Raw genomic sequence first — 24,320 nt, 5'->3', positions numbered from 1 at the left:
TAGATGAACTCGGAAATTAAAGGAGAAGAAAAAGTATCCGATATTACATTAGATCTATTCGGAATGACCTGCGCTAATTGTGCAAGAAGGATAGAAACAGGCTTAAATAAAGTCCCGGGAGTAGAAGAAGCCAGAGTAAATTTCGCAAGAGAGACTGCATTTGTTAGATTCGAACATACTGCGGATATTCCTGAATTATTATCCAAAGTAGAATCCTTAGGATACTCCGCAAAAGAACACTCCGAAGCTAACTATAAAGAAACGGAGCAGTTACATAAAAAGGAGAGAGAAAAATTAAGAACTAGATTCTTCATTTCCTTGGCATTTGCTCTTCCTCTTTTCTATTCTATGGTTTCGCATTTTTCCTTTTTGGAATTCCTACCGAACCCGAAAGCCTTGATGCACCCTTGGATCCAATTCCTTCTCGCATCTCCAATTCAATTCTGGATCGGATTTCCTTTTTATAAAAGTGCGTATAGAGCCATCCGAAATGGATCCGCAAATATGGATGTCTTAGTCGCTTTAGGAACCTCAGCAGCATTCGGATATAGTTTGATCCTTTCGATTTCACAAGGATTGTCCCAAGGAGATTTTTTCTTCGTTTCATTTTGGGCAGAAGGCCTACACCATCATTCTATTCCTCCACTCTACTACGAGACTTCCGCAGTACTTTTATGTTTCATCATTGCCGGGAAATGGATGGAATCCGAAGCAAAAGGAAAAAGTTCATCTGCAATACAAACATTGCTAGAATTAAAACCAGAAAACGCTCGCGTTAAAAAAGAAAATGGCTGGTCTGAAATTCCAAGCGAGTATGTAAAAAAAGATGATCTACTTCAAGTCAGACCTGGAGAAAAATTTCCGGTAGATGCAATCGTAATCGAGGGTTTCAGCTCCGTAGATGAATCCATGCTTACAGGAGAAAGTATTCCCTTAGACAAAAACAAAGATAGTAAAGTATTTGGAGGAACAGTAAATGGAAACGGCACTTTGATCATTAAAGCTGTTTCTGTAGGATCGGATACATTATTATCTTCTATCATTCGCACGGTCGAAGAAGCTCAAAGTTCCAAGGCACCGATCCAAAAAATCGCAGATAAAATTTCTTCCATCTTTGTTCCGGTGGTAATCCTAATCTCAATATTCAATTTCCTTTTATGGTATCTATTTTTAGAAACTGGAGATATAGGATCCGCTTTAGAAAAATCAATCGCGATCTTAGTTATTGCATGCCCCTGCGCATTAGGATTAGCAACACCTATTTCCATTTTAGTCGGAACCGGAAAGGCTGCAAGCCAAGGGATCTTATTCAGAAATTCGGAAGTATTGGAAGCCACATCTAATTTGGATCTGATCGCATTCGATAAGACAGGAACGATCACAGAAGGAAATCCAGCCGTAACAGATTATAAATTTATGGGAGAAGAGTCCGATCTACTTTCAGCTTCCGCTTCCGCAGAATCAGGTTCCTCACATCCATTAGGGAAAGCAATCGTATCCTTCGTTGAGAAAAAGGGATATAAGATAGAAAATCCAATGAACTTACAAACTGTTCCCGGTCTCGGAATCAGTGCGGATATAAAAGAAAAACGGATCAAGATCGGGAAATTGGAATTTTTCGAACAAAAGGAAAATGTTCCTAAAGATCTATTCGATATTTCTAATCGATGGGAAAATGAAGGAAAAACGATCGTTTGGGCAAGACTATATGGCTTCGAGGATCCGAATTGGATCATTTTCGCAATAGAAGACACAATTCGAGAAAATGCAAAATCTGCATTAGAAAAACTGCAATCTCTTGGAATAGATACACTTCTTCTTACAGGTGATCATGTATCCGTAGCCCAAAGTATTGCCTCCAAAGTTGGCATAAAAAATTTACACGCTTCTTTGCTTCCTAAAGACAAATCGACGATCTTAGAAAACCTTCAGAAAGAAGGAAAAAAAGTAGGAATGACAGGAGATGGGATCAACGACTCCCCTGCCTTAGCCAAAGCGGACGTAGGATTTGCAATGGGAACCGGAACTGGGGTAGCAATAGAAACTGCAGGAGTAGTTCTCGTAAAAGGTGACTTAGAAAAGATCTCAGAAGCGATCCAAATCTCGAGATCCACTACAAGAAATATCCGACAGAATTTTTTCTGGGCGCTCGCCTATAATTCTTTAGGGATCCCAATCGCTGCTGCAGGCTTACTCGCTCCCTGGATCGCAGGGGCTATGATGGCTTTTAGTTCCGTTTCAGTCGTTTTGAATGCACTTCGACTCAAACGGACATAATGGTGAAAATAGTTCAGTAAAATTTATCCTATAACGGGGTTCAATTTGGACCCCTCTATTTTCCGAAAATCCTAATATGAAGGGATTAATTAGAAAATATTTATATCTTTCGTTTCTTTTAGTTTCCTTCATTGTACCTTTCCAAACCAGCAATGCGGATCTAGATAGTAACCGCGCCACCGCTTTAATTAGAGTAGAAAGAGGGCTCAAACAAAACGAATTCCATCTAAAAGCGATCAATAGCACTATTTCTAATTATGGAACGGAAGAAGATAAAGCCTTATATCGTAGATGCTTGCAACATCATATTGAGACTTTTACTTTATATCTTCAATTTGACTTAGGTCATTCTTACGACGAGATGCGCCAAACTCAACGACTACTCGTATTATTATATTCTAAGGTAGTAGAAGCTTCCGCCACGACTGTGCGTAGAGAGCTGGACTTTTTATCTAAATACGCACTTAGAACCAAGGACGCAGAAGCAAGGCATCACTTGGAAATGGGATATAGAGAATACGGCGCCTCTAATCAAAAAAAGATCATCGCAGATAATACAAGGCCTTATCTTCCGGGGATCAAAACCCAATATTTATACGAGTCACTTAAACTTCTCAAACAATCCAGAGAATATGTGATCCTACTTTCTCTCAAATTCCTTTCCGATTTCGAGCCGGATCTACAAACCACAGAGTTCGAGGAAATTTATAACGAGATCAATCGAGCAATGTTCACCAAAGCGGATCATTATAGCCGGATCCATTTCGATAATCATTTTAATATTTATAACGCGGCAAATCTGTATGAGTCCACTTGGGAGAACCCTGGATTACAGGAATTGGAAAAAGCGTTGGGGGATCTAGATCCGGCCACAGACCGGGCAAGAAGAATTGCAAAACGTTCTATGACTCCATAAAAATTTAGGAAATTTCTTTCGATCCATGAAAACCAGGATTGACAGAGTATCCTCCCGAAGTTATCACCTTTCTTTGTGTCGGAACTAAGTTGTCCAAATTGCGGTGCCCCAGTACCTATCGAAAATAAGGCATCCGTGTATGCAGTTTGCTCCAGTTGTAAAACCCTCTCCGTAAAAAAAGACGTAAATTTGGAAAAGATAGGCACCGCAGGAGAGCTTGCGGATGATCATTCTATTATCCAACTCGGAACCCAAGGAAATTATAAAGGCACACCATTCCGAGTAATCGGAAGGATCCAACTAAAATTCGATTTAGGCTTTTGGAACGAGTGGCATTTGACGGAAGGTGACGGAAGTTCCGCATGGCTTGGAGAAGCACAAGGGTCTTATTATTATACAAAACTTAAAACTGGGATTTCAGAAGATCGTATTCCAGTTTTGGAAGGATCCAATAACCCGGTCGTTTTCACTCCCAATCGAAGAGAACAAATCACACCCGGAGACAGTTTTTATCTAGAAGAAAACTGGACTCTGAAAGAAATCATGACTGCGACCTGTGTCGGAGGAGAAGGAGAACTTCCTATAGGATTCGAAACCGGATACCAAGCGACTTTGCTCGATCTCGCCAGTGAAGATGGACTTTTCGGGACTTTGGATTATTCCGAATCCCCTGCTTTATTATTCTCGGGTCATTTTTCTAAATTAGAAGAATTGAATCTAACCGGGCTCAGAGAAGAAGGAGTCTCATATAACCAGACCCAAATTCCCGCAAGGTCGATAGAATGTAAAGGTTGTGGGGCCTCTTTAAATCAATTCAGCCCTGATTTCTCTAAATCTTTAGCTTGCGAATATTGCGGATCCGTAATGGATACCGAAAGTGAAGAATTAAAAATTATAGCAAAGTTTGATAATGTATCCAGAGACGGAGTTCTTCTCCCTTTAGGAACTCCAGTTAAATTGCCCAATTTTCCTGAATCCAAAGTAATCGGGGTTTTACGGAAATCCACCGAAGTGGATGGCGAAACATATACTTGGACGGACTATCTTCTTAGATCAAGAGGTGGGTATGCTTGGTTAAACGAAAACGGAGACAATTGGACTTATTTCGAACCTCTATCCGGAACTCCCAAGTGGGCTCCAAGTCATAAACGTGTTTTCGAAAAAAGATCCTATAAATGGTTCTCTAGTTCTGATTCAAACACCGATTTTGCATTAGGGGAATTCTACTGGAAAGTTTCATCCGGCGAAAAGGCGGAGATCGAAGATTATATCTCACCTCCTTATATGATCTCATCCGAAACGACATATCGAGAACAATTTTGGTCCAAAGGAACATTTATCCCATTCGATATGATGAAGTCCTCCATTCCTTTGGATACTGCATCTAAATTAAGAAAACCTGAAATAGTCGGAGTATGCGAACCGAATCCTTTTAAGATCAGACTAAAACGAAATTTTTGGGTAGCGGCAGCGTTAACAGCCATATTTTTTACCTTTCAAGTTTATGGCTGTGTAAAAGCCAAAAACCAACTTGTCTATCAGGGAAAATTCAGATACGTACAAACTTCTACTTCTAATGCAGAAATCGGAAGCCCGGACTTTAGAGACAATTCATTCGTAACAGATGTTTTCGAACTAAAAGGAAATCCTACAGATAATGTAGAGATCCAGATAGAAGCACCTGATCTAGATAATAAATATTTATTCTTCTCTGCCGCTCTTATAAATGAAGAAACTGATACTGCCTACGATACTTCGATCGAAACTAGTTATTATCATGGAGTAGACGACGGAGAATCTTGGTCGGAAGGTTCCAGATCCGATTCCAAATCATTGGCAGAGATCCCTCCCGGAAGATATTATTTACGTTTAGAAAGCCAGTCAGATTTCCGGCCAGGTACCGGATCCGAATACAACGTGAAGATCACTCGAGATGTAATGAGCCCGGCACCATTCTTCTTATTTTCACTTTTCCTATGGCTTCCTCTTATTTATACTGCTTTCAGAAGTTTCTCGTTTGAGTCTAGAAGGGTTTAAGGATCTTTTATGTGGAATTTTGTTAAAGGCCTCGTGTATCCGTTTTTCGCAGCCTCGTTGGGTTTAGGATTTTTCTCCGAATATTCAAAAGGAGGAGCCTCGACTGATTTTGAAGAAGTAAACCAAGTTCCAAAAACAGTCAGACAAAATCCTGGCATCTATCGTTCTCATTACGCATGGTTCACCCGCAATTTCCCTGGGGGAAAATAAACTGCAGAGAACCTTATTAATCTCCGTACTGATCCTTTCCTCCTGTGGTCTCGTCTACGAACTTCTAGCAGGAACAGTAGCAAGCTACTTACTTGGAGAAACAGCCACTCAATTTTCCTTAGTTATCGGAGTGTATCTATTCTCCATGGGAATAGGAAGTTGGCTTTCTAGATATCTGATAGAAGATCTAATTCCCAAATTTCTGGATGTGGAACTTGCCCTAGGATTACTCGGAGGATTTAGTGCCTCCATTCTATTCTTAAGTTTCGGGCAAACTAGAATATTCCAGATCCCTTTGTTCACCCTGGTAGTCGCAGTAGGGACGCTTGTAGGAATGGAGATCCCTCTACTTCTTCGTATCCTGAAAAACAAATTAGGTTTTCGAGATATGGTTTCGAAGGTGCTAAGCTTAGATTATGCAGGAGCTCTACTTGCATCGCTTGCCTTCCCCATCTTTTTTGCACCCAAATTAGGGATGGTCCGAACCTCTTTCTTCTTCGGCCTTCTAAATGCGGGCACTGCTCTATGGGGAACATTCGTACTTCCTCTTTCCGATAAGGATAAAAATCTTTTGAGAGCAAAATCCGCATTGGTCATGACCTTACTCGGCCTAGGGTTTGCTTTTTCTGAATTCATAACGAATTATAGTGAGGAGAATTTATTCTCCGATGAGATCATATATTCCAAACAAACGAATTTTCAAAAGATCATAGTTACTCGATACAAAAGCGAGCTTAGACTATTTTTAAACGGACATCTACAGTTCAGTTCCAGGGACGAATACAGATATCACGAAACATTAACTCATCCGGCGCTTTTATCACATCCGAATCCAAAACGGGTATTAGTGCTCGGAGGAGGAGATGGATTGGCAGTCAGAGAGATTTTAAAACATCCGGGTGTGGAAAGTATCACTCTAGTGGATCTAGATCCGGAGATGACAAAAATTTTCTCAGAACAATCCATTCTAACCGAGATCAATGGATCTAGTTTGAAAAACCCGAAAGTAAAAGTAGAAAATGCAGATGCCTTCCTATGGTTAGAACGATCTAATTCTGTATTTGATGTAGTTCTAATCGATTTTCCGGACCCAAGTAATTTCTCTATTGGGAAATTGTACAGCACCGCATTTTATAGAAGTTTAAAACGAAGACTCAATGAGTTTTCAATCGTAGAAGTACAATCTACCTCGCCTCTATTTGCAAGAATGTCATTTTGGTGCGTGGATGCGACACTCAGGGAATCCGGATTTAATACCAAAGCACTTCATGTTTACGTCCCTTCCTTCGGAGAATGGGGATTTGTTTTAGGAGGGATCGGAAAACTACCTGCATACAGAAAAGATCTGCCTCAAGACTTGAAATTCCTGAATGAGATAGAATTAAAATCTCTCTCCGAATTTCCCCAGGACATGTCAAAAGTTCCTACAGAACCGAATCGTTTAGACAATCAAAGTTTAGTTAGATACTATGATCAAGAATGGAATCGTATTCTAGATTAAGAACGAACGATTCCTTCTAAGATAGTTCCCAAAATTTCCAACACCTCTTTATTTTTCCGAACTGAGAGCTTATACCTCAATATCGGAAATAACTTCCCTAAACTTTCTAAAACATGAGTATAGGAGAAAAAGAGGACTTTCTCAAATGAACCGTGAACTCAAATTTGCTTCAGCAATTTTAACATTCTTACTCTTCACTTCCGTTTCTTATTCTCAATCCAAAACCACCGAAACTACCTTACACGATTTTATGGAGGATTATACGAAACCTGCTTCTAAAAAAGCGAAGAAGGGAGATAAAGCGGCTTTAGAAAGAATATTAAAAGAAGTTCCTAATTTCGCTTTAGATGACCAAAAAGCTAAATGGAAAGAGATCTCGGACGCTGCAATCGCTAGCGGGGATCTGGAATCTTCCTGTAAGAACTGCCATAAGGAATATAAAAAAGAATATAAGAAAAGTTACAGAAAACGCCCGATCCAAGTTCCAAATGAACTGATCAGCTTTTTGAAAAACTCGAAGTAATTTCCTTCTTAGTTTTCTCTTCGGGAATCGGCAAATAATCTAATACGAGGAAAGTCAAATCGTCCTCGAAATGTTTACGATTCCCTGCAAAACTTCTTACAGTAGCAAATAGATCTTCCGCCAACTTTTCCCCGTCGGACTTCATATGATCGCTTAGCAATTTATAAAATCTTTGGAATCCGAAAATTTCACCGTTCTTACTTCTAGCTTCCGTAATACCATCCGTATAAACGATCAGACGATCTCCAGGTTTCATCTGGAATTCAATCACAGAGTTTTTCAGATTCGGGTCCATCCCCATGATCCATCCAGGCAAAAAGATCTCCTTAGTTTCGCCTGACTCTTTATCAATAGCAACGATCGGAGGATGCCCTGCGTTAGAATAAACCACCTTTCCGTTACTAGGATCTATGATCAAATACGCTGCAGTGATGAAATGTTTTCCGTATTTACCGCTTAAAGAACGATTGATACTTCTTAAAACTTCCGCTGGATCTTCGTTCTTCCTGGATTCGATCGAAAAAGCGAGTTTCACCATAGAAGAGATAATCGCGGCAGGAATTCCATGTCCGGAAACATCAGACAAAAAGATCCCGAGCTTACCCGATTCCAAATGTTGGAAATCATAGAAATCCCCGCCTACAGAACTCGCAAATTCGCTTCTGACGGAAAGTTTTAGATTTTTCACCTCGGGCAAACGATCCGGAAGAATGGATTCCTGCAATTCCCTCGCGATCTTCAACTCTTGTTCAATTTCGGTTAACTTTAACTGGCTCTCATAATTTTCCAATCTAGCCTGTAGAGAATCTTTCTCCAGAGTTTTGATCCGGTCTGCAAGAGCAAAAGAGAGTAAAGTCATCTCTACCAAAGAGCCGAACTGAGCGGACCAATGAGTAAGCTCAGTGTCTTGAATGATAGAAAGATTTCTAAGTGCAGTGATCAAAACGAATAAGATCAGGACAGACCATGCTAAAAGGAAATATCGTGCAGGACGATATCCCTTTCTAAGTCTGATCGCAGCGGAATAGATTACAAGCACAGCCGCCAAAAACGGATACCAGGAAACCGCCCAGATCATCAGCCCGTATATATTTGAGAAAAGAGAGGCGAAAAATCCTAAAAACGCAAATCCGGATAATATTAAGAAAGCATAATTCTTCCAACCGGTTTCTCTTTCCATATGCAAGAAGGAACGAGTGAATAGGAGAGAGAATGCTACGGATAAAAATGCGAATCCTGTTAAATAATCATTCCAAGCAGTCGGCGGAGCAGGAATGATATATTGGGGTCCCACTCCTGTAACCGACAATTGCCATAAGGCATAAAATAGAAGATATAGAACGTAGAAGAAATAACTGGAATCTTTTACTACAAATGCAAGAAACCCGTTGTAAACGAGCATGATCCCGATCGCGCCCAAAAAGATCCCTAAGAATAGATTCTCCATTTGAATATGAGCCGCGAATTCTTTCGGAGCCCAGGCTTGAAAATTTAAAACGAATGATCTTCTAGTAGATGCATGAATTAAAAATTCTTCCTGGCGGTTCGGGGGAGTTTCGATCAAGAACGCAGGTTGGATATACGACATTCTCAGATCTCTAGATAGTTCGGACCAGGTCCATCCTTGAGCGCTCCATACTTTCTTATAAACCGTAAGATTCTCCATACCTGGGTTATTCAAAACGAAATACCAGGAAATGGTCCCTTCCTTAGGAGGAGCTTGTATCTTAAATTTAATTAGGTACTGATCATCAGTGAAACTAAAAGACAAACTATCTTTTTCAACTCTAGTCCAGGTCCCGGATTCGAGATCCGAAAGACTTTTTATTTCTCCAGGACTTACCTTACGGATGAGAGTGAATTTATTGATCGGAGTTCCGGACATAGATCCGGTAATCGGAAAAACGGGAGGTTCTTCTTCCGAAAAAATCGGTCCGGAAATTAGGACCAAAATCAGAATAACACTTAGATTCCGAACTTTTCGGAAAATATTCACTGAAGGATCTCCCTAACCGGGAAAACTTTTTGCCCCGGCCAATTTACATATATATTGGAAATGTTTTTCACTGACCGGTTGGATCGAGAGTCTTCCCCCGGGTTGCAAAAGTACCATTCCATCTAGTTGCCCGTGGGATCTTAATTCCTCTAGCGAAATTGCGCGAGAAAATTTTTCCTTAAATTTCACATCCACCATGAACCAGGTCGGTTTTTGTGGATCACTTTTGGGATCATAATACTTATGTTTCTTATCGAAAGCAAAATGATCAGGATAACCTTCTTTGACTACCTCTGCAAGCCCCGCTACATGAGGCGGTTTGCAGCTGCTATGATAGAAAAGGATGAGATCCTTTTTTTTGATCTCATCCCTTAGGTAATTTCTTGCCCCATATCCCCGAACTCCCTCCCAAGGAGCTGTTTTACCAGGGGAAGAAGCAAGAGTGTCTATGGAAAAAACGTCGGGCTCTGTTTTAAAAAGCCAATAGTTCATTCTAAACCGGCAGAATAAGCAGGTTTATTTGGGATCTGTCCAGACTTTTCCTTTTTGCTGGTTTTTTCGGCCTTCTTTTTAGTCTCTTCATGAGCTGGATGAACGATCGCCATCAACTCCTCATGAGCAACAGTTTCTTTTGCAAGAAGAGCCTTCGCTAAATTCTCGAACTTAGTAGAGTTCTTACGAACCAGTTCTCTTCCCTTATCCAGGCAAGATTGAACGATCCCTCTGATCTCTTTGTCGATCATCGCAGCAAATTCTTCGCTATAAGCCTTATTGCTTTGGCCCATATCCCTTCCGAGGAATGGACTTTCGTGACCGCTTCCGTAATTGATCGTGCCCAGTTTTTCGGACATTCCCCAATCACAGACCATTCTTCTCGCGATATTGGTCGCTTGTTGGATATCATTACTAGAACCGGTAGAAGTCATTTTGAACTTATACTCTTCTGCAATGAAACCACCCATACAAACTACGATTTGATCCAACCAATATGCTTTAGTATGAATATGTTTATCTTCTGTAGGAAGAGATTGGGTTAAACCTAGAGCTCTACCTCTTGGAATAATAGTGACCTTATGCACCGGCTCGGTATAAGCGAGAAGTGTTCCTAAGATCGCGTGACCGGCTTCGTGATACGCAATGACTTCTTTTTCTTTTTCAGAAATGAAGAAGGATCTACGCTCAGGTCCCATCATTACTTTGTCGCGAGCTTCTTCCAATTCTTCCTGAGTTACACGTTTTTTGTTCTTACGTGCCGCAAGAAGAGCAGCTTCGTTAATTAAATTAGAAAGATCCGCTCCGGTAAATCCAGGGGTTCCTCTCGCGATAGAATTCAAAGAAATATCGCTAGTTAAAGGAACTTTTCTAGAGTGAACTTTTAGGATTTGCTCTCTTCCGACTAGGTCAGGAAGATCAACGATCACTTGTCTATCAAAACGTCCCGGTCTAAGAAGAGCCGGATCTAAAACGTCAGCACGGTTTGTAGCCGCCATTACGATCACACCTTCGTTCTTCTCGAAACCATCCATCTCAACAAGCATTTGGTTTAGTGTCTGCTCTCTCTCGTCATGGCCACCGCCCCAACCTGCGCCGCGAAGTCTTCCTACAGCGTCGATCTCGTCGATGAAGATGATACAAGGAGAATTTTTCTTACCTTGTTCGAACAAGTCGCGAACACGAGAAGCTCCCACACCCACGAACATTTCTACGAAGTCGGAACCGGAGATACTGAAGAAAGGAACTCCTGCTTCTCCCGCAACCGCTCTTGCGAGTAAGGTTTTACCAGTACCTGGAGGCCCTACTAAAAGAACTCCGGTTGGGATCCTTGCACCCATTGCTTGGAATTTTTTAGGGTCTTTTAAGAATTCGATAATCTCTACAAGCTCGGTCTTAGCTTCTTCGCAACCAGCAACGTCCGCGAAACTAACCTTAACCTTAGGATCGACAGTCATCTTAGCTTTGGATTTTCCGAAAGAAAAAGCCTTATTGCCGGTAGACTGGACCTGGCGCATAATAAAAAAGTAAAATACGAAAATACCGATCACAGCGATCAGTAGGAAGGAACTCAACATTCCGAATCCGTGTCCGTTCTCTGAAGGAACGACTTCGAAATCAATATTCGTTTTTCTTAAAGAAGAAAGAAATTCCTTATCAATAGGAGCAATTCTGGTCTCGAAACGAACAGGTGCCTTTGCAGCGCCTTCTTCAAAAGGTTCGTAACAACCTTTGATCATGTCCCCTTCCAGAACTAACTTATCACAACCAGGGAAATTGGAATCGTTGGTTTTAACCAGTTTACCTTTCGGTTTGGAAGAACCATCCGGTTCTACCATGCTCATGAATTGGGAGAAAGGTAATACTCTTGGTTTTCCCAAAGCAGTTTGGATCTGCGGAACAAGAAGCGCTAATCCTAAGATTACTAGTATAAATAGGATCAGTAATCGAAGGCCTTTGTTATTATTATTCATATGTAACTCCCAAGCTCCGCATCTCTCTCGGAGCCGCTTTCTTCCCGTAGTTTAGACTCGGAAACAGGTAATAGCACCTGCCGGAATTTCGGACCGGTATCATTTGGAAACCAAATCCGTGGAAAAGGTTCCCCATAATCAGAGTCCCTTTTTTTCCCGAAAAGTAAAGGATTTTTAGATATTGGCGGAACCTGTAAAGAAATTAGGTACCGGTCTTAAAGTCCGGATAGGATCCGAAATTTTTTTCGAAAAACAGAACCTATAATCTGTATTTTTCGATAACGTCTTCTATATCACCCAAGCTGATAGAACGAATTGCCGCTTCCGCGTCGTTGATGATCTGAATTAAACTTAGGTTTTCCAGAGGTTGGAAATCCTCTTTTAAGAATCCGTCCAGATTTGTTCCATCGAATTGATCGTTCCCGATCCCGATACGGATCCGAATAAAATTCGGAGAACGTAAGGATTGGATCACGGATTTGATGCCTGGATTTTCGTTACCGTTAGCTCCCTTATCCACCACGATTTTACCCAAGGGTAAGGTCCAATCTTCGTGGATCACAAGAATATCCTGTACCTGAATTTTCAGGAAGGAAGCTATGTATAGTACGGACTCTCCGGAAAGATCGCTGAAGGTCTGAGGTTTTAATAATACAACCTCTTCTCCTTCGAAATCGCCTCGCCCGATCAAAGACTTCTTCTTTTTGGTCTTGATCTCGACGTTGATATTATTGGCGATCACGTCCAAAATTTTGAAGCCGATATTCGCTCGGTTATTATTGTATTTGTCTCCGGGATTTCCCAGTCCGACGATTAGTTTCATACAATAACGTACTCCAAATTTTTAGATCTCAGAGAGGGGAATTATTTCCCTTTTTTACCTGCAGGTTTCGCGCCAGCAGCTTCTTTAGCGTCCGCTCTTTCTTGTGCAAGTAGAGCTTTAGTTTTCAGAACAGCAGCTACGATCGGGTCACCGTTTACTAGGATTTCCCAGCTTGCAGGAACTTTCAGATTACTAACTTTGATAAAGTCGCCTACATCTAGATCAGTTACATCCAGAACAAGAGTTTCGATCAGATCTTCCGGAACAGTTTTCACACGGATCTCGTGGATCAAATGATCGAACTGGCCACCCATCTTAGAACCTTTTGCAGTTCCTTCGGTGCGAATTCCGATCTTAGTAACGATCTTCTTACCAGGCTCTACTTTGTAGAAGTCTACGTGGCGAATTCTGTCGATTTCAGGAAAACGTTGTACTTCTTTTACGAAAACCTTTTGGATTCCTTCACCTTCCACTTCTAAGTCGATCAGAGTGGATTGACGGATCCCGGAGTGAACTAGTTTTTCAAGTTCCTTCTCGTTTACGGAACCGGATGCGGCAACTCCGCTTCCGATGATATTGATAGGAACTTGTCCATCGGCACGAAGACGATTGTTTACGTTCTTGCCGGTTTCAGTCCTTTTTTTAACAGCTAATTTGTGGCTCATTGCTTTACCCTTGTGTATCCTATATAAATAGATCGCTGACCGATTGATTGGTCGAAATTCTCTGGATCGCAGCCGCAAACAACGGAGCAACAGAGAGTGTTTTTAACTTTGAAATCTTCTTAGATTCCGGGATCTCGATCGTATTGGATAATACGACCTCCGCAAACGGAGTTGCGTTCAGTCTATCCACAGCTTCTCCGGAAAGAACTCCGTGAGTAGCGGCGCAATATACCGATTTTGCACCATTCTTCAGTAATGCGTCCGCAGCCTTGCAGATCGTTCCGGCAGTGTCGATCATATCGTCCAGAAGGATACAATTCTTACCTTCTATCTCTCCGATCACATTCATTACTTCGGAAACGTTTGCCTTTGGTCTTCTCTTGTCGATGATCGCCAAAGTTGCGTTCACTTTTTTACCGAAAGATCTTGCTCTTTCCGCTCCACCTGAGTCCGGAGAAACGATGACTAGATCTTCGAATTTTTTGCTCAGAATATATTCTACTAGTACTGGGCTAAAATGTAAATTATCCACAGGAACTTTGAAAAATCCTTGGATCTGGTCCGCGTGAAGATCCATTACGATCACTCTTGTAGGACCTAAAACTTCGATTAGGTCTGCTACAACTCTTGCGGAGATCGGAACTCTAGGTTCCGCTTTTCTATCCTGGCGTCCGTAACCGTAATATGGAACTACTACGGAAATACTTTTTGCAGAAGCACGTCTTAACGCGTCCATGATCAAAAGTAATTCCATCAAATTGTCGTTCGCAGGTACGGAAGTGGATTGGATCACGAAAACATCTCTTCCACGAACGTTCTCTTCTATCTTAACCGCAATTTCTCCGTCGGAAAATTTGCGTAGATTGATCTTACCTGGCTCGATCCCAAGCTCTTGGCAGATCTCATTTGCGATGGTACGGTTGGAAGAACCGGAAAAAACTGCGATATTAGTTCCGCTCATTTCGCCGCTACCCCGCCATTTAAAATTGCAGATAAATTTTCCAGATCAGTCGGGGAATTCACACCCTGGCTTTCTCCGCTATTTTTAAGAATTACTGCGCCCAACTTCTTTCCTTCTTTTTTATACAACTCAACCAGATCCGGAAGATAATATTCTCCCTGAGCGTTGCTATTTCCGATCTTTCTAAGAGATTCGAATAGGATCTCGGAACTGAAAACGTAAGTACCAGTATTGATCTCATCTATCTTCTTCTGTTCTTCGTTCGCATCTTTCTCTTCTACGATAGCGACAACTTCTCCGGAAGGATTACGAACAATACGACCGTAACCTGTAGGAACTTCTACCTTCGCTGAAAGTAGAGTCGCAGAAAAACCGTTTTGGTTATGAGTAGAAACAAGAGAACGGAATGTGTCGCCAGTTATCATCGGAACATCTCCGCAAGCGACCAAGATAGGACCGGTATGTCCTTTGACTAATTCTTCGGCACATAATACTGCGTGAGCCGTGCCTAATTGCTCTTTCTGCTCTGCAAATCGAATTCCGGGAATTCCCGCGCAAAGAGCTTGGACTTCTTCTTTTTTATAGCCTACAACTACGACGATATCATGGACCCCAGCCTCTTTGAGGTGGTCTATCACATGATTCAAAAGCGGCTTTCCGTTTAGGGCAACAGCCACCTTTGGGAGCTCTGTCTTCATGCGAGTTCCCTTTCCCGCAGCTAGTACTACGGCGACTGCTTCCTTTTTGGCGTCCATTCAGTAATCCGGTGAAATAACAGTGGCTGGGCCGATAGGATTCGAACCTATGAAATGGCGGTACCAAAAACCGCTGCCTTACCACTTGGCGACGGCCCAGTTTCATTCTTTAATAATTAAAGCTTACAAACGTAAGGTCGGGAAATTCCGTTTGCATTTTGGCCAACAGCTCTTCCCGTATCTCCAATCCTTGGACCAAACCGTAGATACATGATCCGGATCCGGTTAAGGAGGAGTAACTAGCTCCATTCGCCAAAAAACTTTCCTTTAATTTCCCTAATTCGGGAAACTTTTGGAAGGCAAGAGGCTCGAAGTCGTTTACGAGCTTTTCTCTCAAAGCCGTCCAATTCCCTTCTTTCAAAGAAAACTCGACGTCATTGCCTAGAGAAATCCATCTTTTCGAGGGAGGGGCGGCTTGTAAAGGCTTTTTGAGACCAGCGTACATTTCGGCAGTGGAGAGAATTTGAGGAGTTAAAGCGAGAATTCCCTGCCCGGAATGCACTTCTATGTCTCGCATGATCTCACCTTTTCCGGATACCAAAGAGTGAGCTTCGGATAAGAAGAATGGAACGTCTGCACCGATCTCTGCAGCCAATTTAAAAAGCCCGTCCGAATTAAACTCAGGACTTAATCCAAAATAAAAAGAAAGAAGAGAAGCTGCATTTGTAGAGCCACCACCTAACCCCGCCGCAGGAGGAATTCGTTTTGTCAAATGGATCCGAACTCCGGGAAGTTCTCTATAATGAGCACGGATCTTGGTAAACGTTTTGAAAAGAATATTCTTACTTAGATCACCTTTTTCGGAGACATCATCGTACAATCTTCTCTTTTCTAAAATGATCTGATTATCTGAGATCAACTCGAAGGACCCGGGAGAGATCGGCTCGATCAAAATATCGTCTCCCCAATTCAATCTCAGAAAAACGCTTTGGATCTCGTGGAAACCGTCAGGTCTTTTGTAAGGGATCTCGAGTCCCAGATTGATTTTTGCGGGAGAAAGCAAGGTATATACGGGATCGAACGAGAAGAATCAGGAGTCAATCGATTCCTTTTCAGGAATGCTCAATCGTCTCCCAATACGCTTTCATTCTATCCTTTAGATTCTCAGGACTATGCAGGATCACACTCGGCCCAAAACCTTTTAAAGTAGATAAGAACCAATCTTCGTTTCGGATCCTTGCCTTGGAGAGATAATACAAATTCTCTCCGATCTTCTTCTTGGTAGGAGTCCTTTCCAAATGAATCCTGGAGTGAAGATTAAAATACACTTCTGCAGTATGATAGATCTCGGCAAACGCAGAATCCCCTTCCCCACTTTTCAAAAATTCTCGTAAGGTTAAGATCGCCTTCTTTCTTTCCTCGTCCGGGAATTGAACAACATCCTCGGAGGTATTTTCCAGCTGAAGAATGGAATCCAATCTAAAAGTCCTAGGCGCTTTTCTAGAATGGCAATAACCGATCAGATATTCTTCCCTAAAACTCAAAAGTGCCCATGGGTCCACTTTTCTGGATTCAGGCTCTGCTTCTCCGACAGACTGATAATTGATCCTTAGAGATTTTCCGTTTTTAATAGAAGTTTCTATATTCTGCTTCAATTCGTTTTCGTTAGGAATACCTGCGGAAGGAAGGATCGTATGAATTTTATCTAATATAGATTTCAGTATTTTTTTACGGGAAGAGTGGACCTCTTTTTCGTCCTCTTCCAAGAACAATTTACGGATCGTAGCCCATTCTTTTACGCTTAAGACCAGACCCTGATCCAAACTAATCGGCATACGGATCCCGATCGTATCTCCGTCATAATCCAACTCCACAAATTGATCCGGAGTGTACGGATAAGAACCCACCATATATAATTTTCCGAGTTCTTTTTTCAGATCCTTGATATCTTCGATACCCGAATACTTAGAAAGGTCCTCTAAACTCATCCTTTTGTTTTCCTGCAAAAGATGGATCACTGCCAACTTTGTTTGGAGTTTTTTCGTACTAGGATTCATGCCTGACATTCTTTCTTTTCCGAAATTCGGAGGCAATCAGAAATACGTATCATTTGAGAAGGATTTTTTAAGACCGACCTTTTTACGAAATCGTAACCTAAAACACGGGATTTTAAGATGGATGATACGAATTTGTCCGCATCTTTCAATAGAATGGTCCGTATGAACCAAACGTCTTTTTTAAAAAGGACCTTTCGTCTTCTTCCTAAATTTTATCTGGAATTATTCGATTCGGAGCATGTGTTCTTAGCGACAGCTCAAATGATCGGAAAGAGGATCCTACATTTTCGCATAGACTCAACGATCTCTTACAAAAAAGGAGATGGTGTTTATGGAAGATTGTACGGACTAAGATCCGGATTTTATATCCCAATCTCCGGGATCATAAAGGAAAGAAAAGAGATCCAATCCAAATATTATTCCAAACTTTGCGAATTAGAATTGGAATCGGAGGAAGATTTCGAATAACCAATAACGTTCCAATGCGATCGCCCTTTAACATTTTCTGTCGACTCAAGCTTCATACAGGGAATGAACAATACATTTTATGAAATGAATCGAAGACAGAAAAGTTGACTCGGATCTCTTAAAAGAAGAAGGAATAATCTACTCTAGAAAATATTCCGCAAAAAATATTTCCATACTTGTTACCTTTGACATGCGCGAACTTATGAATATAAGAACGGAGATACACGAATGAAACCAATTTTGAAACTCATAGCTACGGCCCTTTTTTTGAGCGCTGTTTTTGGCTCCCTGCAGGCAGGTGATTTGAGAAAGAACGGCTCTCTTATTGGCAGCATTGACTCCAATGGAGACGTAAGACTGAACGGGTCTCTCGTGGGAAGATTTGATTCAAACGGGGATGTTCGGAAAAATGGAAGTCTGATTGGCAGAATCGACTCCAGCGGAGACATTCGAATGAACGGTTCATTAGTGGGTTCGATTGATTCCAGCGGAGACGTACGCAAGAACGGAAGTTTGATCGGACGCATTGATAATAATGGCGACGTACGAAAAAATGGTTCCTTGATCGGAAGTGCAGTGGGAATCCCAAGAGCGCAAGCAGCAGGGTTCTTTTTCTTCTTCTTTTTGAACGAGTAAGATTGAAATCGAAGGAAGACTTCGAATAATATAATAAATTAATTTATTATTTTCACGCGGAGCCACAGAGTCGTAAAGGGTTTGGGGGTTCTAAACTCTGTGTGCTCCGTGCCCTCTGTGCGAAACTTGTATTAAAATTTACTTCTTCCTTTCCATAGAAAAGATTAAAACATCTTCCTTATTCTCGAACCAAGTCCTTTCGAAATCCTTTCCTATAAATTGCATCAGATAATTATAATATTTATTCTCTACAAACGGGTCTTCGCCTTCCAATGTCTCCAAAAAATGGGACTTAGATTGAACGAACATGATCTTACGGAATTGTTTCGCGTCGTTTAGAGTAAAGAATCGTTTTATATTTTTCTCTCTCATCACCCAAACTGACGGAGTTTCGAAATAATACTTACCTAAAATCTGAGAATACATCATGATCTGAACTACTACCAAATCAGGTTTTTGTTCCAGATAGATACGGTTCAATTTCGTGGTCTTACTTCCGTATCTCGCTAAGATCTGAGTATAAAGGCAAGTAACGTAAAAAGAGAACAAAAGGATAAGGACCAAAAACCCAATACCAGGTTTACCGAATTTAACACGGATCTTATTAAAAAGTATAAACGACATTCCGGCAAAAGCAGGAATGCTCAAATGTAAATATCTAGTTCCCCAATCAATGATCCCATCGTTCGGTGCAGAAAATACTAGCACGACAAACGCAGCCAATCCGGAGAGGACAAAACAATCCCGATCCGAAATGGAAATACGAGCTTCTTTCGAGAAAAACTTTCTCTCCGCAAGAAAGTAATAAACTCCGAAAAACAAGGCCAAAAGAAAAAGAGGAGAATATCCGAAAAACCCGATCCGATTCGGGCTCTTGATCAATAGCCCCATAAAGATCTCTAACTTTTTCCAAGGAGCCATGAAGATCCCTGGAGAGTTATAATAAAACCTCGGCCCTAACGGATGCCCGTATAAAATCCATTGGGTCCCAAAAAGAAAACCTATCGCCAAAACATAGCCGATCGTAAACCCTCGGATCCTTCTTCTTTCACCTTCTTGATCAAAACGCAAGATCCAAAAGAAAAAAATAAAGGAAAGGGGTAGAATGATACTTTCGATCCGAAACCAAGCAGCAAGCACCGAAATAAATCCGGCCAAGATCAATCGAACAAAAGAAGATTTAGGATCCGATCTTAGAAAAAGATAACTTCCTGAAATGAATAAGAAGGAAGCGATCCCCACATCCGGAAAAAAATACCCATTGATCAAAAAGGAGCTGGTGAGAGCCAAAATCCCCAAAAACAAAGGATCCCAATCCCAAAGTATAGAGAGTAAAAGAAAAGAAAGAATGAGTAAAATTGCGGAAGCGATATAAACTCCTTCCACCCCACTGATCGGAAGTAAAATCGCATACACATACCCAAGAGCCGCCGGAAAAGGACTAATCAACTCTTCTCCGATCCGAATACATTCAGTAGTACAAAATTGACCTTTAGGATCAAGATATCGGGAAGGAAGATTTAAATTCCCAGAACGGAATTCATTCCTAAGAACGGACTCACCTAGGATAAATTTTCCCAAATGATCCGAATACATCTGCTCCTTAGGCTTCAAAAGAAAAAGATACAAAAGAGGAAGACAGAATAAAACAATAAGGATCGCCCGAATCGATCTAGATGTAGGAACTCCTCGGAAGATACTCATGCGGGCATGATCAGGTGGCCGGATACCCTCCACAATCTTTTTTCCGAGCCCAGGCCCTTACCAAATCGATTGACTCTTCCGACAAATACTAAGAAACTTAAAAGGAAGCACTCTTTAACGGAGTATAAGATGAAACAAGCGGCCTTATTTACGATATTTCTATTCACCGCGAGCGGGATCCTATTCGCTCAGGACACTACTAACTCTACAAGCACCAGAGAAAAAATGGTCTGCGAACGAATGGATCTGCAAATCCAAGGAACTACATATAATGATGCTCTACGTTGCGAAACCAAAGACGCAATTTGTTATATGATAGAAGGGTTCAGCATGAGCTGCCTTCCGAAAGAGAAAAAAGTTTCTCAATAAATTCCTTCTCTTCTTAAAATAAAAAATAGTTTGGGCGCATGCTCGCGTTTTCCGCGAGCACCCGGCTCTACGCTTCAATCCGCTACGCGGGATTTCCGCTACGATCCGTTGCGCGTTCTGAAAAAAAATAAAGTACACAAAAAAAGGCGCCTTACGGCGCCTTGCAGTCGATGGATTTTTAGGATTTGTGACTACTATTAAAGATTGTTAAGAAACTCTTGTGTTCTTGCAGCTTCTGCCTCAAGTGCTTTAGCTTGTTTCAAGAATCTTTCGGACTGAGCGTTACTAGCAAGGAATTTTCCGCCAGTAGAACGTTTAGCCAATGCTCTTAACTCTTCTGCTCTTTCATTCTTTTGTTGAGCGATTGCTCTTAGGTAAGTTCCTACAGCAACTTTTTGCTCTTTAGTAACTGCAGCAGAAACAAGTGCTTGTTCCAGAAGGCGATCTTCAGTGTCTTGAGAAACTGCAAAAACGGAAGATCCTGCTAAGAAGCCTAATACCAAAAGAAGAGAAGTGAGTTTGTTGATTTTCATAGAAGTGAAACCTCAAGTTTATTTTTATATTTTCTGTTCTTGTTTTCGCTTTGTTCGGTTCAAACTTGTTCCGAACTCTTATATCCATATGACCTAATGCTGAAGGCAAATGGAACAAAAAAAATTTTAATCGGCCGAAAATTTAAAAATTTTTGTTAAACGAACTCAAAGAACCATTTATCACATTTACGTTTATTAGAATTGTTTAATTCTTTAGGCATCATCATCTAACAAGCCCTGATCCATTCATATTGAATAAAAAAGAAGCGATATCGGATGCGTTTCTTATATCATGCCTTGAATTAGTACAAGTATCGACCCGAAAGGCCTCTTTTTCAAGCCGATTCTTTTATACAAAATCAAAAAATGCTTATTTTTTGAGCACAAATACTAAGCATTTCGCCCGCAGTACGAGCAAAAAAGGGACAAAAAATGGGGTTTTTAGGGGTAAATCCAAAAAATCCAATATAGCGAATTTTCTTAAGTTGTACGTTTTTTATCCAAAAATCTTTGGGCTTGTCAGTCATCCGGTGGGCAAGTTTCTTCTTAAAAAGAGGGATGATTCTCTTTTCTTAGAGAAGAATACTAAAGAAAGGATTAAGAAATGAAATACTTACACGCAATGATCCGAGTAAAAGACCTGGATCAGGCTTTGGATTTTTTCTGTAATAAGTTAGGATTAAAAGAAACAAGAAGACATGATCATCCGGAAGGAAGATATACACTCGTTTTTTTATCGGAAGGTGGTGAAGATTCTCCTGAGATAGAATTAACTCATAATTGGGATCAAGAAGGAGCCTATACCGGCGGAAGGAATTTCGGTCATCTTGCTTTCGAAGTGGATAATATCTACGAGACCTGTGCAAATCTACAGGCCAAAGGAGTAATTATCAATCGTCCTCCTCGTGACGGAAGAATGGCATTCATCAGATCACCTGATCTAATTTCCATTGAACTTCTACAAAAAGGGAAATCTTTAGAGATCTCGGAACCTTGGAAGAGTATGACGAATACAGGAGAGTGGTGAAATAGAACTTAAGAGTTCCTATGGAAAGATTTACGATACTCCGTAGGGGAAGATCCGTATTTTTCCTGAAATAATTTATGAAACGCGGATTTGGATTTAAATCCTGCAGCATACATCGCTGATAATACGGATCTTTGGGCCTCTTCTCTTAAAAGTTTGGAGGCTTCCTCTAAACGAAATCGATTCACATATTCCCTAAAACTGATCCGCATTCGATCGTTCAATACTTCCGATAATTGATGTGTCTTGATCTTAAGATGTTCGGAAAGTTTAGGTAAAGTTAGCTCTTCATCCAAAAACAATTTCTGCCCCGACATAGACTCATTCATTCTTATGATGAGCAGATCCACATCCAAACCTTGGAGCCTAGTCTGATTGTATCTGGCCTCTTTTGCGGTTTTTTCAAACTCGGAAATAAGTGTAGGAGAAGAAGATCCTGTTAAAAAGATCCCGGAAACTAAGACCGTTAAAGCAGCAGATGCGATCGTAAATAATGGCATAAAAAAGAGCTGAGCGATCACAAATAAAAAGATCACAAAGATAGTTCCGTAAAACAAAATCAAAAACGGAGTAAATGTAGCATGATTCTCTTTCTCCGAAAATGAGATCCAGTTCCGAATTTTGCGAATAAGCAATATCGGATAGATTAGATTCGAGATCGTCCCTAAACATAATAGCCCGAATAAGATCTGTGAATAGGCCTCTTTAGGAGGGAAAATCTGTAAATGCTCCAGCTTCAGATCCGATCCTGAAAAAAAGAAAGGCAGAAGAAATGTAAAGGCTAACGCGCCCGGAACAAAATGAGAAAAATGTAAGAATTTCCTAGGAACTCCTACAAGCTTCTGAAAATATAAATACGCTAAAGGCCCGATCAAGAAAAGAAAAGGAATATGGACTTCAGCAAACCAAAGATGTCTTTTCAGTTGATCAGATAATTCAAGATACAAATGGAATTGAACGATCGAAATACTAAAGAACAAAACAAAAACAAAAGGATCTGCTTTTAGGAATCTTTCTAAAAAAGAACCGGAACGGCCCTGAGGATCGTTTTTTTTGAATAGTTCGGAAAGCGCCAACAAAAGTGAAAGCCCTGCCCCAAACGCTATAAACGTATCCATAAAATGAAAGAGCCTGAACCTTAAACACTGTCCAGATTTTTTTAAAACTTTCGATTTTTTAGTCCGTTCGGATACGGAAGGACGACGGTTCTCTGAAAAAGTCGTATCCTAATCTCATGAAACAAAATTTTTCGCTACCGGATCCTTTTTGGAAAAGATCCTTATTGAGTATTTTACTTTTCGTATTATTTGGATGCACAGAATGTACAAGCACTACTGAGATCCAAAACGCGAACCTCTCGGATGAACATTCCCGAATCCCAAAATACGTTTCTAGATTCGGTAGAAAACAACCTATCATCGCAGTGATCGGTGAGAACCGTTTTACGGAACTCACTGATTTTATGATCCCTTACGGAGTTTTAAGTTCTGCAAAGATCGCAAAAATAATTCCTGTTTTTCCAAAATTGGGCCTGGTCAAGATGTTTCCTGCATTACAGATAGAAGCAGAAAATTCTTTCGATTCCTTTGATTCTGAATACCCAGAAGGAGCGGATTATGTGATCGTCCCGGCAGTCCATCACTCAGACGATCCTAGGCTTATTTCTTGGGTCCAAAAACAATCTTCAAAAGGAGCAACGCTCGTAGGGATCTGCGACGGTGTTTGGGTGTTAGCAAATTCAGGGATCTTGCAGGGCCATAAAGCTACAGGACATTGGTTTTCTTTTTCGAACTTAGAGAAGGATTTTCCGGAAACAAAATGGATCCGCAACAGGCGCTATATAGCGGATCGAAATATCATAACCACTACCGGGATCACGGCTTCTATACCTGCCTCTCTCGCATTGATAGAAGCAATTTCCGGAATTGAAAAAGCAAAAACAGTCGCTTCTTCTTTAGGAGCAAAACAATGGAATGCAGATCATCAAAGTTCTGATTTTTATTTAAGTAGAACCCATATGTATACCGCTTCCAAAAACTATCTTCTATTTTGGAGACATGAGAAGTTGGGAGTTCGGATCTTTACTGGAGTCGACGAGATCTCTCTCGCATTGCAGGCGGATTCTTATTCTAGAACTTATAAAACGGATGTTTTTGCAGTATCGAATGGAAAACAAAAGTTCAGATCTAAAAGTGGCCTACTCATCCATTCTGATTTGGAAGAAACGGATCCAAGTTTAGATTCTATTTTAGAAAGCCAGAATGGGCTACTGCCCATAACATCTATAGATCAGAACCTAAGAGAAATCTCATCCAAATATGGAAAAGAAACTGCCGCATTCGTAGCATTGCAGATGGAATATCCTTGGTTACGATGATTGAATAGAAACTCTATAATTTTAGGATAAGTATCTCGCGGTCCTTATCCTTTTTTCTTTTGTTTGCTTTAGGGACTAAT

At 40.9% G+C, this 24,320-nt stretch carries 23 protein-coding genes and 1 tRNA gene; 11 read left to right on the top strand and 13 right to left on the bottom strand.

The features are described from left to right. Positions 1-3 precede the first annotated feature (3 nt). The 6 genes from EHQ64_RS05730 (at position 4) to EHQ64_RS05705 (ending at position 7,464) form a co-directional block, all read left to right on the top strand. Entirely contained in the window at positions 4-2,277 is a 2,274-nt protein-coding gene (locus tag EHQ64_RS05730; protein ID WP_135648537.1) for a heavy metal translocating P-type ATPase, read from the top strand. A gap of 76 nt (positions 2,278-2,353) precedes the next feature. Continuing rightward, on the top strand, positions 2,354-3,193 hold the full coding sequence (locus tag EHQ64_RS05725; RefSeq protein ID WP_135648536.1) for an adhesin OmpL37 family surface protein: 840 nt from the start codon (positions 2,354-2,356) through the stop codon (positions 3,191-3,193). Positions 3,194-3,268: 75 nt separating this feature from the next. Then, entirely contained in the window at positions 3,269-5,230 is a 1,962-nt protein-coding gene (locus EHQ64_RS05720; protein WP_135648535.1) for a DUF4178 domain-containing protein, read from the top strand. 9 nt (positions 5,231-5,239) lie between these two features. Beyond that, on the top strand, positions 5,240-5,440 hold the full coding sequence (locus EHQ64_RS05715) for a hypothetical protein (RefSeq protein ID WP_135648534.1): 201 nt from the start codon (positions 5,240-5,242) through the stop codon (positions 5,438-5,440). Between the two features lies 1 nt (position 5,441). Beyond that, positions 5,442-6,941 carry a polyamine aminopropyltransferase gene (locus tag EHQ64_RS05710; RefSeq protein WP_135648533.1) on the top strand — a complete coding sequence of 500 codons (1,500 nt, stop codon included), beginning with the start codon at positions 5,442-5,444 and terminating at the stop codon, positions 6,939-6,941. A gap of 145 nt (positions 6,942-7,086) precedes the next feature. Then, positions 7,087-7,464, top strand: coding sequence for a hypothetical protein (locus EHQ64_RS05705; protein ID WP_135648532.1), 378 nt, complete (start codon positions 7,087-7,089; stop codon positions 7,462-7,464). Here EHQ64_RS05705 and EHQ64_RS05700 read toward each other — a convergent pair. The 10 genes from EHQ64_RS05700 to EHQ64_RS05655 all read right to left on the bottom strand — a co-directional run bounded on the left by EHQ64_RS05700 (position 7,439) and on the right by EHQ64_RS05655 (position 17,126). After that, on the bottom strand, positions 7,439-9,460 hold the full coding sequence (locus tag EHQ64_RS05700) for a SpoIIE family protein phosphatase (RefSeq protein ID WP_135648531.1): 2,022 nt from the start codon (positions 9,458-9,460) through the stop codon (positions 7,439-7,441). The genes EHQ64_RS05705 and EHQ64_RS05700 overlap by 26 nt on opposite strands. A 12-nt stretch (positions 9,461-9,472) precedes the next feature. Continuing rightward, a complete protein-coding gene (locus EHQ64_RS05695) occupies positions 9,473-9,952 on the bottom strand; it encodes an EVE domain-containing protein (RefSeq protein ID WP_135648530.1) in 480 nt (159 codons plus the stop codon). Next, positions 9,949-11,925 (bottom strand): ATP-dependent zinc metalloprotease FtsH, encoded by a 1,977-nt coding sequence (ftsH, locus tag EHQ64_RS05690; protein WP_135648529.1) that lies wholly within the window; start codon positions 11,923-11,925, stop codon positions 9,949-9,951. The genes EHQ64_RS05695 and ftsH overlap by 4 nt, the downstream gene beginning before the upstream one ends. Positions 11,926-12,184: 259 nt before the next feature. Next, the gene (gene pth, locus EHQ64_RS05685; RefSeq protein WP_008595885.1) at positions 12,185-12,748 is read right to left on the bottom strand and encodes an aminoacyl-tRNA hydrolase; all 564 of its coding nucleotides are present in this window, start codon (positions 12,746-12,748) and stop codon (positions 12,185-12,187) included. Between the two features lie 41 nt (positions 12,749-12,789). After that, a complete protein-coding gene (locus tag EHQ64_RS05680) occupies positions 12,790-13,413 on the bottom strand; it encodes a 50S ribosomal protein L25/general stress protein Ctc (protein WP_135648528.1) in 624 nt (207 codons plus the stop codon). A gap of 19 nt (positions 13,414-13,432) precedes the next feature. Continuing rightward, positions 13,433-14,374, bottom strand: coding sequence for a ribose-phosphate diphosphokinase (locus EHQ64_RS05675; protein ID WP_135648527.1), 942 nt, complete (start codon positions 14,372-14,374; stop codon positions 13,433-13,435). Beyond that, entirely contained in the window at positions 14,371-15,129 is a 759-nt protein-coding gene (locus tag EHQ64_RS05670; RefSeq protein WP_135648526.1) for a sugar phosphate nucleotidyltransferase, read from the bottom strand. Before EHQ64_RS05670 ends, EHQ64_RS05675 begins: the two co-directional genes overlap by 4 nt. A 23-nt stretch (positions 15,130-15,152) precedes the next feature. Next, positions 15,153-15,228, bottom strand: a tRNA-Gln gene (locus tag EHQ64_RS05665). Positions 15,229-15,238: 10 nt separating this feature from the next. Continuing rightward, on the bottom strand, positions 15,239-16,132 hold the full coding sequence (locus EHQ64_RS05660; RefSeq protein ID WP_135648525.1) for a 4-(cytidine 5'-diphospho)-2-C-methyl-D-erythritol kinase: 894 nt from the start codon (positions 16,130-16,132) through the stop codon (positions 15,239-15,241). A 49-nt stretch (positions 16,133-16,181) separates the two neighbouring features. Continuing rightward, on the bottom strand, positions 16,182-17,126 hold the full coding sequence (locus EHQ64_RS05655; protein ID WP_135648812.1) for a helix-turn-helix transcriptional regulator: 945 nt from the start codon (positions 17,124-17,126) through the stop codon (positions 16,182-16,184). A gap of 117 nt (positions 17,127-17,243) precedes the next feature. Here EHQ64_RS05655 and EHQ64_RS05650 point away from each other — a divergent pair, with 117 nt between their 5' ends. Both EHQ64_RS05650 and EHQ64_RS05645 read left to right on the top strand, forming a co-directional pair. Continuing rightward, a complete protein-coding gene (locus EHQ64_RS05650; protein ID WP_246048601.1) occupies positions 17,244-17,594 on the top strand; it encodes a hypothetical protein in 351 nt (116 codons plus the stop codon). A 228-nt stretch (positions 17,595-17,822) separates the two neighbouring features. Further along, positions 17,823-18,230 carry a 5-fold beta-flower protein gene (locus tag EHQ64_RS05645; RefSeq protein ID WP_135648524.1) on the top strand — a complete coding sequence of 136 codons (408 nt, stop codon included), beginning with the start codon at positions 17,823-17,825 and terminating at the stop codon, positions 18,228-18,230. 138 nt (positions 18,231-18,368) lie between these two features. Here the strand turns inward: EHQ64_RS05645 and EHQ64_RS05640 are convergent, their stop codons facing one another. Further along, positions 18,369-19,934 (bottom strand): LA_3751/LA_3752 family putative glycosyltransferase, encoded by a 1,566-nt coding sequence (locus tag EHQ64_RS05640; RefSeq protein ID WP_135648523.1) that lies wholly within the window; start codon positions 19,932-19,934, stop codon positions 18,369-18,371. A 129-nt stretch (positions 19,935-20,063) separates the two neighbouring features. On the opposite strand from EHQ64_RS05640, the gene EHQ64_RS05635 reads away from it, so the two are divergent. Next, positions 20,064-20,303, top strand: coding sequence for a hypothetical protein (locus tag EHQ64_RS05635; protein WP_135648522.1), 240 nt, complete (start codon positions 20,064-20,066; stop codon positions 20,301-20,303). A gap of 197 nt (positions 20,304-20,500) precedes the next feature. Here EHQ64_RS05635 and EHQ64_RS05630 read toward each other — a convergent pair whose 3' ends face one another. Continuing rightward, positions 20,501-20,836, bottom strand: a complete 336-nt coding sequence (locus tag EHQ64_RS05630) for an LIC10421/LIC12816 family protein (RefSeq protein ID WP_135648521.1) — start codon at positions 20,834-20,836, stop codon at positions 20,501-20,503. Between the two features lie 604 nt (positions 20,837-21,440). On the opposite strand from EHQ64_RS05630, the gene EHQ64_RS05625 reads away from it, so the two are divergent. Continuing rightward, positions 21,441-21,863 (top strand): VOC family protein, encoded by a 423-nt coding sequence (locus EHQ64_RS05625; RefSeq protein WP_135648520.1) that lies wholly within the window; start codon positions 21,441-21,443, stop codon positions 21,861-21,863. Positions 21,864-21,871: 8 nt separating this feature from the next. Here EHQ64_RS05625 and EHQ64_RS05620 read toward each other — a convergent pair whose 3' ends face one another. Further along, positions 21,872-22,981 carry an AraC family transcriptional regulator gene (locus EHQ64_RS05620; protein WP_135648519.1) on the bottom strand — a complete coding sequence of 370 codons (1,110 nt, stop codon included), beginning with the start codon at positions 22,979-22,981 and terminating at the stop codon, positions 21,872-21,874. Positions 22,982-23,097: 116 nt separating this feature from the next. On the opposite strand from EHQ64_RS05620, the gene EHQ64_RS05615 reads away from it, so the two are divergent. Continuing rightward, positions 23,098-24,240, top strand: coding sequence for a DJ-1/PfpI family protein (locus EHQ64_RS05615; protein WP_135648518.1), 1,143 nt, complete (start codon positions 23,098-23,100; stop codon positions 24,238-24,240). Positions 24,241-24,320: the final 80 nt, after the last annotated feature.

The organism is Leptospira sarikeiensis, assembly GCF_004769615.1.
GTDB classification, from domain to species: domain Bacteria; phylum Spirochaetota; class Leptospiria; order Leptospirales; family Leptospiraceae; genus Leptospira_B; species Leptospira_B sarikeiensis.
This window is presented reverse-complemented; position numbering and strand designations above follow the sequence as displayed.